This window comes from Streptomyces sudanensis, from assembly GCF_023614315.1.
Classification (GTDB): domain Bacteria; phylum Actinomycetota; class Actinomycetes; order Streptomycetales; family Streptomycetaceae; genus Streptomyces; species Streptomyces sudanensis.
The window spans coordinates 2,286,495-2,296,512 of the sequence record NZ_CP095474.1 but is presented as its reverse complement, the minus strand read 5'-3'; the positions used below and the strand labels follow the sequence as shown (position 1 = coordinate 2,296,512).

Annotated in this window: 7 protein-coding genes, 2 rRNA genes and 1 pseudogene (1 of these 10 running past the window's edge); 5 read left to right on the top strand and 5 right to left on the bottom strand. The window is 71.0% G+C overall.

The genetic code is table 11. From position 1 onward, the window contains the following. Positions 1-441: ribosomal RNA gene (locus MW084_RS10575) — 23S ribosomal RNA — on the top strand; it begins 2,672 nt to the left of the window's first position. 83 nt (positions 442-524) lie between these two features. Then, positions 525-641, top strand: a 5S ribosomal RNA gene (gene rrf / locus MW084_RS10570). Positions 642-748: 107 nt separating this feature from the next. Here rrf and MW084_RS10565 read toward each other — a convergent pair. The 5 genes from MW084_RS10565 to MW084_RS10545 are packed head-to-tail and all read right to left on the bottom strand — an operon-like array spanning position 749 to position 6,161. Beyond that, positions 749-2,059, bottom strand: coding sequence for a DUF58 domain-containing protein (locus tag MW084_RS10565; RefSeq protein WP_010473960.1), 1,311 nt, complete (start codon positions 2,057-2,059; stop codon positions 749-751). Between the two features lie 8 nt (positions 2,060-2,067). Next, positions 2,068-3,060 (bottom strand): AAA family ATPase, encoded by a 993-nt coding sequence (locus MW084_RS10560; RefSeq protein ID WP_010473962.1) that lies wholly within the window; start codon positions 3,058-3,060, stop codon positions 2,068-2,070. Beyond that, on the bottom strand, positions 3,057-4,259 hold the full coding sequence (locus tag MW084_RS10555; RefSeq protein WP_010473963.1) for a DUF4350 domain-containing protein: 1,203 nt from the start codon (positions 4,257-4,259) through the stop codon (positions 3,057-3,059). The genes MW084_RS10560 and MW084_RS10555 overlap by 4 nt, the downstream gene beginning before the upstream one ends. Continuing rightward, entirely contained in the window at positions 4,256-4,945 is a 690-nt protein-coding gene (locus tag MW084_RS10550; RefSeq protein WP_050986842.1) for a DUF4129 domain-containing protein, read from the bottom strand. Before MW084_RS10550 ends, MW084_RS10555 begins: the two co-directional genes overlap by 4 nt. Before the next feature lie 4 nt (positions 4,946-4,949). Continuing rightward, positions 4,950-6,161 (bottom strand): DUF7847 domain-containing protein, encoded by a 1,212-nt coding sequence (locus MW084_RS10545; protein ID WP_010473965.1) that lies wholly within the window; start codon positions 6,159-6,161, stop codon positions 4,950-4,952. Between the two features lie 193 nt (positions 6,162-6,354). Between MW084_RS10545 and mtnA the strand changes: the two genes are divergently transcribed. From mtnA to mtrB, 3 genes and pseudogenes are all read left to right on the top strand, one after another. After that, complete coding sequence (mtnA, locus tag MW084_RS10540) at positions 6,355-7,506, top strand: S-methyl-5-thioribose-1-phosphate isomerase (protein ID WP_010473966.1); 1,152 nt, start codon at positions 6,355-6,357, stop codon at positions 7,504-7,506. Between the two features lie 4 nt (positions 7,507-7,510). Beyond that, positions 7,511-8,200 carry a two-component system response regulator MtrA gene (mtrA, locus tag MW084_RS10535; protein WP_187703247.1) on the top strand — a complete coding sequence of 230 codons (690 nt, stop codon included), beginning with the start codon at positions 7,511-7,513 and terminating at the stop codon, positions 8,198-8,200. A gap of 1 nt (position 8,201) precedes the next feature. After that, positions 8,202-9,989: pseudogene (gene mtrB, locus MW084_RS10530) on the top strand (MtrAB system histidine kinase MtrB); the annotation flags it as partial. Positions 9,990-10,018: the final 29 nt, after the last annotated feature.

Below are 10,018 nucleotides of genomic sequence, written 5' to 3'. Positions count from 1 at the left end.
TGANNCCAAGAGTCCATATCGACGGGATGGTTTGGCACCTCGATGTCGGCTCGTCGCATCCTGGGGCTGGAGTCGGTCCCAAGGGTTGGGCTGTTCGCCCATTAAAGCGGTACGCGAGCTGGGTTTAGAACGTCGTGAGACAGTTCGGTCCCTATCCGCTGTGCGCGTAGGAATATTGAGAAGGGCTGTCCCTAGTACGAGAGGACCGGGACGGACGAACCTCTGGTGTGCCAGTTGTCCTGCCAAGGGCATGGCTGGTTGGCTACGTTCGGGAGGGATAACCGCTGAAAGCATCTAAGCGGGAAGCCTGCTTCGAGATGAGTGTTCCCACCTCCTTGGAGAGGGTAAGGCTCCCAGTAGACGACTGGGTTGATAGGCCGGATATGGAAGCCCAGTGATGGGTGGAGTTGACCGGTACTAATAGGCCGAGGGCTTGTCCTCAGTTGCTCGCGTCCACTGTGTCAGTTCTGAAGTAACGAACTCCCCCCTTGTGTGGGCCGGTCGAGTTCATATCTTCATAGTGTTTCGGTGGTCATAGCGTTAGGGAAACGCCCGGTTACATTCCGAACCCGGAAGCTAAGCCTTTCAGCGCCGATGGTACTGCAGGGGGGACCCTGTGGGAGAGTAGGACACCGCCGAACAATTCTTCGGGAAAGCCCCGCACCTCATGGTGCGGGGCTTTCCGCATTTCCAGACCATTTCGAAGGCACCTTTCGAAGGTGCCTCACGAGCTGGTCGTTCTCCCCTCTCAAAGGCGTCCTGCCGCTTTCAACGCGAGATACGTGTCGGCGAGCGCCGGTGCGAGGTCCTCGGGTCTGGCGTCGACGACGGTGACGCCGTGCCGCTCGAGTTGTTCCGCCGTACGGCGCCGCTGGTCTGCTGCCTGTGCTGCGGCGGCGGCCTCGTACACCGCCTCGGCCGTGCCCCGCGACTTCGCCATCTCGTCCACGTGCGGATCCGAGACGGAGGCCACCACGACTGTGTGCCGTTGTGTGAGCTGCGGCAGGACCGGGAGAAGCCCCTCTTCGATCGGTGCCGCCTCCAAGCTCGTCAGCAAGACGACCAGCGAACGTCGCGGGGCGCGGGCCAGTGCCGCAGCGCTCAGGCCACGGGCATCCGTCTCGACCAGCTCCGGCTCCAGCGTCGCCATGGCGTCGACCATCGCCGGCAGGGCGTCCCCTGCTGCCCGGCCCTGCACACGGGCGCGGAGACGACGGTCGTACGCCAGTAGGTCCACCCGGTCACCAGCGCGTGAAGCGAGCGCGGTCAGTAGCAGGGCCGCGTCCATTGCCGCGTCCAGGCGAGGAACGTCTCCGACACGGCCCGCTGATGTACGGCCCGTGTCCAGGACGAGCAGCAGGTGCCGATCCCGTTCGGGTCGCCATGTACGAACCGCGACGTTCGACTGGCGTGCCGTGGCCCGCCAGTCGATGGACCGGGTGTCGTCTCCCGGAACGTACTCGCGCAAGCTGTCGAACTCGGTGCCCTCACCTCGTGTCAGCACGCTCGTCCGGCCGTCCAGCTCCCGAAGCCGCGCGAGCCTGGACGGCAGGTGCTTGCGGCTGGTGAACGGAGGCAGGACGCGAACCGTCCACGGCAGGCGGTGGCTGCCTTGGCGGGCCGCCAGACCCAGAGGCCCGTACGAGCGGACCGTGATCCGCTCCGCCATCCGGTCACCGCGGCGTGTAGGCCGCAGCAGGGTCGTCAACCTGCGTCGTTCTCCTGCGGGAACCGTCAGTCTGTGCCGGGAGACCGCCTGGTCGGTTTCCGTCGGCCAGGCGCTCGGCGGCCATGCGTCCCGGATGTCCGCGCGCAGGCGGCGCCGCGAAGGGTTCTCCAGGAGGAGGTGGACCTGAGCGCTCTCACCGAGCCGAACAGATGTGTCACCACTTCGAGTGAACCGTAGCGTTCGCACTGGCGCAGCCAGCGCGTAGTCGCACAGAATTGCGAGGGACAGGGGGGCGTTGACAGCCAGCATTCCCGTCCAGCTGGGGGCGAGAATTCCGATCGGCAGCGAGCCGATGGCGGCCAGGAGCACGGTACGTCCGGTGAGGGCCATGGGTCAGGTCACTGCCTCAGCGACGGCGCGGGAACGTGGACGAGGATCGAGTTGATGACGGAGTCGGCCGTCACGCCTTCCATCTCCGCTTCGGGTCGCAGTTGGACACGGTGCCGGAGCGTGGGAAGGGCGAGGGCCTTCACGTCGTCCGGGATGACGTAGTCCCGACCCGTGAGCCAGGCCCAGGCGCGGGCGGTGGAGAGCAGGGCGGTGGCGCCTCGGGGGGAGACGCCGAGAGTGAGCGAGGGGGATTCACGCGTGGCACGGCAGATATCCACGACGTAGCCGGCGATCTCGGCGGAAACCGAGGTGCGGGCGACCGCACGGCGAGCGGCCTCCAGGTCTGCGGCACCGGCGACCGGCTGCACGCCTGCAGCCCTCAGGTCGCGGGGGTCGAAGCCTTCCGCGTGGCGGGTCAACACGTCGATCTCGTGTTCGCGGGACGGCAGGGGAACCGTCAGCTTCAGGAGGAACCGGTCCAGTTGGGCCTCGGGGAGGGGATAGGTCCCCTCGTACTCGACGGGATTCTGCGTCGCCGCCACCAGGAACGGCTCGGGCAGTGGACGGGGTGTGCCGTCGACCGTGACCTGCCGTTCCTCCATGGCTTCCAGGAGTGAGGACTGGGTTTTCGGTGGTGTCCGGTTGATCTCGTCGGCGAGGAGCAGGTTCGTGAACACCGGACCCTGCTGGAAGGAGAACTCGGCGGTTCGCGTGTCGTAGACGAGTGAGCCCGTCACATCGCTCGGCATCAGGTCGGGGGTGAACTGGACGCGCTTGGTGTCGACGTCCAACGACGCGGCGAGCGCACGCACGAGCAGTGTCTTGGCCACACCGGGCACACCCTCCAGGAGGACGTGGCCCCTGCAGAGCAGGGCCACGACGAGCCCGGTGACAGCGGAGTCCTGCCCGACCACGGCCTTGGCGATCTCGGTGCGCAGAGCTTCCAGCGAGGCGCGGGCGCGGGCCGAGTCCTCGGCGGTCTCGGGGGTCGGGGCACTCATGAGGTGCGTACCTCTCTTTCGAGGGCGTCGAGTCGGTTCGTCAGGAGGACGAGTGAGGCGTCGTCGGAGGGGGGCGGGCCGAACAGCAGGTCCCGCAGGTCGCCGGTCTCGCCGGTCAGGCGGGCGGACAGGGCGGGAAGCAGGGCGTCGGGGGAGTGGGCTTCCCTCGACGGGACGCCCACGAGGGGAGCGAGACGGCCGCGGGCCGCCGAACGGAGTACTGCGGCGGCGCGGTCGCGGGCGTTGGCGCGGAAGTACAGACGGGCGCGGCCTTCCGTCGCTTCCGAGGCGCGGATCGCGACCGGGAGCCGTTCCGTGACGAGCGGCCCCAGGCGGCGGGCGCGCCAGACGGCGGCCAGAACCGCCGCCAGGGCGAGCTGCGATGTCCCCCACAGCCAGCCCGAGGGGATCAGGTCGAGGAAGTCCTTCTCGGTCCGGTCCCCATGGTCGGAGCCGTCACCGCCACCGGCGGCGGACGGATCGGAGAGCGAGGGAAGGTACCAGACGAGATGATCACGGGAACCGAGGAGTTGCAGAGCGAGCGACGCGTTGCCCTCGTCGGCGAGGTGTGCGTTGAACAGCAGGTCCGCCGCCCCGAGGAGGACCGTGTCGCCTCCCGCGGAGTTGTCCAGCCGGAGCAGCGTCGGCAGGCCGTCGCTGAGGTAGCAGGCGTCCGCGGAGGCGGAACCGGCTGCCGCGTACCGCACGCCGCCCAGGCTCACCGAGCCCGCCCGGCGGGCCTCGGGCAGGTCGCAGCCCGGCTGCAGGGCGCGGACCGTGTCGGGGAGCTTCGCCGTCACACCGGGGGCCAGGGTGCCGAGGGACGTGTCGGCGGCGAGGAGAACGGTCCGGGCGCCCGAGGTGTCGATCGTGCCGCGCAGGGCCTTCCGCTGGGCACGGTCGAGCAGGTCGGGCGCCGTGACCAGCACGGTGGAGTCGGGGCCGGCCGCGGCGGTGGCCTCGTCGAGGGTGGTGGCGATCCGGAGCGACACCCCGCGTTCCTTCAGCAGTTCGGCGATCGCCCGGCTGCCGTTGCGGTCCGCGGAACGGGGGTCGAGGCGGCCGTGCTGCTCACCGGCGCGCATCAGGGCCAGGAGGACGGCCGTGACGACCACCAGCGTCAGGGCGAACAGGACACCCCGCACGCGTGCCCAGACCTGGGCGGGGCTCCGCGACAGGGAGGTGCCGGTGGAGGTCATCGGGCGGCTCTCCGGGAGGTGTCGTCCCACTGGGGCCCGGTCCGCAGCACCGCGGCGTCCAGAGCCCTCAGGCGCTGGTACGCGTGCTGGTCGGCGGTGCGGCCGCCGTATGTGACGTCGTCGAATTCACGGGCGGCGGCGCGCAGCCCGTCGGCGTGCGCGGGCAGTACCCGGCCCGCCTCCGCGGCCGCCTCGTCCGCCGTGCGTCCCGGGCGCGGGTCGAGCACGGTGCGTTCCTCCAAGGAGCGCACCAGGGCGCGCATCCGTTCCTGTACGGCCTGGTTCCAGCGTCCCGCCGCGGCGTGGCGGTCGGCGGCCGCGCGATGGTCGTCGGCCGTTCGCGGCGCCGCGTCGAACAGCGAGTCCGCCGACGCCGACACCCGGCGCGGCGCGCCGAGCCGCCACCACAGGGCACCGATCAGAGCCACCACGACGGCGGTGATCACCGCGAGGCCCACCCACCCCTCCGGGGTGGCCCCGGACGCCGCGTCGAACAGGTCGCCCAACCAGTCGAAGAAGGCGTCCATGGCGCGCATCAGGATGTTTCGTTCGTCCTCGCCGTACACGGGCTTGGACAGCTCTCGCTCCGCCGCCTCGCGGGCGGGTTCCCGCGGTACGTCCAACGGCGGTCCGTCACCGTTCGCGGCGCTCCGCCCCACCACCGTCGCTCCCCCCGTGACCGGCACCGCATCAGCTCCCGGGAGTCGTGCCGCCCGGCGAGGCGGAGCCGTAGCCGGGCACCCCCGCCGCACGGGCGAGTTCGAGGTCGAGGGCCTCACGACGGATGCGCTGGTCCACGTAGAGGAGGACCGACACGCCAGCGGAGATCGGGTACATGATCGCGGACGCGACGACGCCACCGACGGCCGAGGTGATCAGGAACGCCCAGTCGTACCGGGGAGCGCCACCGGAGAGCGCGCCGCCCATGCCCCCGTCGCCGACCGCGAACGCGAGCAGGGTGAAGGGGATCGCCACGATCATCGCGATCAGAACCATCAGCAGCGCCGTCAGGGTGAGGATGCCGAAGATCCGCCACCACGAGCCCCGCACCAGCTTCGCGGAACGCCGCAGCGAGGCCATCACGCCCTGGCGTTCCAGCATCACCACCGAGTACGACAGGCTGAATTGCACCATCAGCCAGCACATCACGAGCAGGGCGGCCAGACCGCCGAGGAACACCAGGAGCGCACCCCCCGCGGAACCGACCAGCAGCCCCGGAACGACACCCGCCACCATGATGCCGACGATCATCAGCAGAAGGAGGAGCATCAGGCCCAGCAGCGGCACGAGCCGCGGCCGGGCGTCCCGCCACACCTCGCCGAACGTCACCGGGCGGCCCAGCACCGACCGGCTCACCACGAACGTCAACAGCGCCGTCGTCACGAAGGTGGCCATCAGCCCCAGCAGCACCGACGGAGCCGCGGAGAGCATGCTCACCCGCAGCGACTCACCCGCCTGCTCCAGGACTTCCGACGGGCTCGCGTTCGGGTCGATCGTCGGCTGCCGCGGCAGTACGTACCGCTGCAGGAGGAGTTGCACCAGCTGCACCACCGCCGACACGGCGAGCGTGATGCCCAGAACGGTCCGCCAGTGCGCCCGCAGCGTCGACACCGCCCCGTCCAGGATCTCGCCCACGCCCAGCGGACGCAGCGGGATCACCCCCGGCTTCGGCGCCGGAGGCTGCGCCCAGCCGCCGTACGGGCCGCCGCCCCAGCCGGGCGCGGGCGGCACCGGGCCGCCCGGCTGGGGCGGCGACGGCGTCCACTGGCCGGGGGGAGGCTGGTTCCCCGACCACTTCGGAGCGGGACCGCCCTGCTCACCGGCCGGGCGGGGCGAACCGGCACCCTGGTCGTCGGCCGGGGAGGGCGATCCGGGCGAGGCCCAGCCCGGAGAGTCGTTCACGGTCGTCCACCTCGTGGCTTGGTCGCGGGGCCCGCTCGTCGAGCCGGCTCGGTCACAGCGCCCCGCCGCCCGCAGAGCGGCAGGTCGGCAGCCATCGTGCCACGGGCCGGCCGCCCCGGACCCAGGGCCCCGGTGACCCGGCCACCCGTCATGACACCTTCATTGTCCCCCCGGCAGCGGGCAGACTGGGCGAATGGCTGATCAGTACGCAGGAACGGACCCCGGCGGCCGACCGCCCGCACCTTTGGCCCTCCGCTGGGCGGAACCCCCCGAAGGCCCCGTCGTGATACTTCTCGACCAGACCCGGCTTCCCGCCGAGGAAGTCGAGCTGGTCTGCACCGACGTGCCGGCCCTCGTCCACGCCGTCCAGACGCTCGCCGTGCGCGGCGCGCCCCTCCTCGGCATCGCCGGCGCCTACGGTGTGGCGCTCGCCGCAGCCCGCCGCTACGACGTCGAAGAGGCCGCGGCCCAGCTCGCCGAGGCCCGCCCCACCGCCGTCAACCTCGCGTACGGCGTTCGAAGGGCCCTCGCCGCCCACCGGGCCGCCGCAGAGAGGGGCGCCACCCTGCAGGAAGCCGCCGAGGCGACCCTGACCGAAGCCCGGCGGATCCATCGGGAGGACGCGGAAGCCAGCGCCGCCATGGCCTCCCGCGGCCTCGCCCTCCTCGACGAACTGCTGCCCGGAGGGAGCCACCGCATCCTCACCCACTGCAACACCGGCGCCCTGGTGTCCGGCGGAGAGGGAACCGCGTTCGCCGTCGCCCTCGCCGCCCACCGGGCCGGGCGGCTGCGACGGCTGTGGATCGACGAGACACGGCCCCTCCTCCAGGGCGCCCGCCTCACCGCGTACGAGGCCGCCCGCAACGGCCTCACCGCCACCCTGCTCACCGACAACGCCGCCGGATCCCTGTTCGCGGCCGGCGAGGTGGACGCCGTCCTCGTCGGTGCGGACCGGATCGCCGCCGACGGATCCGTCGCCAACAAGATCGGCACGTACCCCCTCGCCGTCCTCGCCAGGTACCACCACGTGCCGTTCGTCGTCGTCGCGCCCCTGACCACGATCGACCCCGGTACGCCCGACGGCGCGTCCATCGAGATCGAACAACGACCGGGAAGCGAAGTGACGCAGCTCACGGCCCCGCCCGCCGCCGGGGCGGTCACGGCGGGCGCGAGCGGCGGCACACTCGTCGCACCGCTGGGAACCCGCGCCTACAACCCGGCGTTCGACGTCACACCCCCCGAACTGGTGACCGCGATCGTCACCGAGGCGGGAGTGGTCTCGCCGGTGACCGCGGGAGGAATCGCAGAGCTGTGTGCCAGGTCATGTCAGGTAACGATGAGCTAATGGGATGATGTCGATTATGAAAGGACGCGTCCTTGTCGTCGACGACGACACCGCACTGGCCGAGATGCTCGGGATCGTGCTGCGTGGTGAAGGGTTCGAGCCGTCGTTCGTAGCGGACGGCGACAAGGCGCTCGCCGCGTTCCGGGAGACCAAACCCGACCTGGTGCTCCTGGACCTCATGCTGCCCGGACGGGACGGCATCGAGGTGTGCAGGCTCATCCGCGCCGAATCCGGCGTGCCGATCGTCATGCTCACCGCCAAGAGCGACACCGTGGACGTCGTCGTCGGACTCGAATCCGGCGCCGACGACTACATCGTCAAACCGTTCAAGCCGAAGGAGCTCGTCGCCCGCATCCGGGCACGTCTCCGCAGGTCCGAAGAGCCCGCACCCGAACAGCTCACCATCGGCGACCTCGTCATCGACGTCGCCGGGCACTCCGTGAAACGGGACGGGCAGTCCATCGCGCTCACCCCCCTCGAGTTCGACCTCCTCGTCGCGCTCGCCCGCAAACCGTGGCAGGTCTTCACCCGCGAGGTCCTCCTCGAACAGGTCTGGGGCTACCGCCACGCCGCCGACACGCGCCTGGTGAACGTCCACGTCCAGCGCCTGCGCTCCAAGGTCGAGAAGGACCCCGAACGACCCGAGATCGTCGTCACCGTCCGCGGCGTCGGCTACAAGGCGGGACCGAACTGACATGACCCGAGGCAGCACTGCTCCGAAGCCCGGGAAGCCGGGAGTCCGTACGGGGCGGGCTGCCGGACCCGGACACCGACCCACCCGTCTGGGCCGCCTCCTCCACGGCGGACGCATCCTCCGGGACGGAGCACCGGGCGGCCCGGTGCTCCGCCTCCTGGCACGCTGGATCCGCCGCCCCCTCCTGCCCGCCCTGCGACTGTGGCGACGCAACATCCAGCTCCGCGTCGTCGTCGCCACCCTCCTCATGTCCCTCGGCGTGGTCCTGCTGCTGGGATTCGTCGTCATCGGCCAGGTCCGCAACGGCCTCCTCGACGCCAAGGAACGAGCCGCGCAGAGCCAGGCCGCAGGAGGCTTCTCCGCCGCCCAGGACGAGGCCAGCGCCGCGACCGGCTCCGCCCCCACCGGCGGCGACACCACCGGCACCCCCTCGAGCTCCCTCCTCAACTGGCGCTCCGACCTCGTCGTCCAGCTCGCCAGCGGCGGCGCCGGCGCCTTCGACGTCGTCGCCCTCAGCTCCGACTCCGCGGGCACCGCGCCCAGCCGCGGCGCCCGCGCCTCCGGAGGCGTCGAAGTCGAGAGCATCCCCGTCGCCCTCCGCGAAGCAGTCGCCCAGGGCACCGGGACCTTCCAGACCTACACCCGCATCCACTACGCCGACAGCCAGGACTCCGAGGCCGGCCTCGTCATCGGCAAACGCCTCAACGACGTCGAAGGCAACACCTACGAGCTGTACTACCTCTTCCCCTTCACGCAGGAAGAGGCCTCCCTCACCCTCGTCAAGACCACCATCGCCACCGCCGGGCTGTTCGTCGTCGTCCTCTTCGGCGCCATCGCCTGGCTCGTCGTACGCCAGGTCGTCACCCCCGTCCGCATGGCCGCCGGCGTCGCCGAACGCCTCTCCGCCGGACGCCTCCAGGAACGCATGAAGGTCACCGGCGAGGACGACATCGCCCGCCTCGGCGAAGCCTTCAACAAGATGGCCCAGAACCTCCAGCACAAGATCCAGCAGCTGGAGGACCTGTCCCGCATGCAGCGCCGCTTCGTCTCCGACGTCTCCCACGAACTGCGCACCCCCCTCACCACCGTCCGCATGGCAGCCGACGTCATCCACGAGGCACGCGAGGACTTCGACCCCGTCACCGCCCGCTCCGCCGAACTCCTCGGCGACCAACTCGACCGGTTCGAGTCCCTCCTCGCCGACCTCCTCGAGATCAGCCGCTTCGACGCCGGCGCCGCCGCCCTCGAAGCCGAGCCCATAGACCTCCGCGACGTCGTCCGCCGCGTCATCGACGGCGCACGGCCCCTCGCCGAGCACAAGGGCGGCCGCATCCGCGTCGTCGGCGACGAGCAGCCCGTCATCGCCGAAGCCGACGCCCGCCGCGTCGAACGCGTCCTGCGCAACCTCGTCGTCAACGCCGTCGAACACGGCGAAGGCCGTGACGTCGTCGTACGCCTCGCCGCCGCGGGCGGCGCCGTGGCCGTCGCCGTACGCGACTACGGAGTCGGCCTCAAACCCGGCGAGGCGACCCGCGTCTTCAACCGCTTCTGGCGCGCCGACCCCGCACGCGCCCGCACCACCGGCGGCACAGGCCTCGGCCTGTCCATCGCCCTCGAAGACGCCCGCCTCCACGGCGGCTGGCTCCAGGCCTGGGGCGAACCCGGAGGCGGCTCGCAGTTCCGCCTCACCCTGCCCCGCACCGCCGACGAACCCCTCCGAGGCTCCCCCATACCCCTCGAACCCGAGGACTCCCGCCGCCACCGGCACCACACCGCGACCGACCACACANNCGGCACCCCCGCGGAGACCCCCACCAC

Coding starts and splice junctions, on each gene's coding strand:
- MW084_RS10555 (WP_010473963.1), bottom strand. CDS start 4,259: ATGACCTCCACCGGCACCTCCCTGTCGCGGAGCCCCGCCCAGGTCTGG.
- mtrA (WP_187703247.1), top strand. CDS start 7,511: ATGATGTCGATTATGAAAGGACGCGTCCTTGTCGTCGACGACGACACC.
- mtnA (WP_010473966.1), top strand. CDS start 6,355: ATGGCTGATCAGTACGCAGGAACGGACCCCGGCGGCCGACCGCCCGCA.
- MW084_RS10565 (WP_010473960.1), bottom strand. CDS start 2,059: ATGGCCCTCACCGGACGTACCGTGCTCCTGGCCGCCATCGGCTCGCTG.
- MW084_RS10560 (WP_010473962.1), bottom strand. CDS start 3,060: ATGAGTGCCCCGACCCCCGAGACCGCCGAGGACTCGGCCCGCGCCCGC.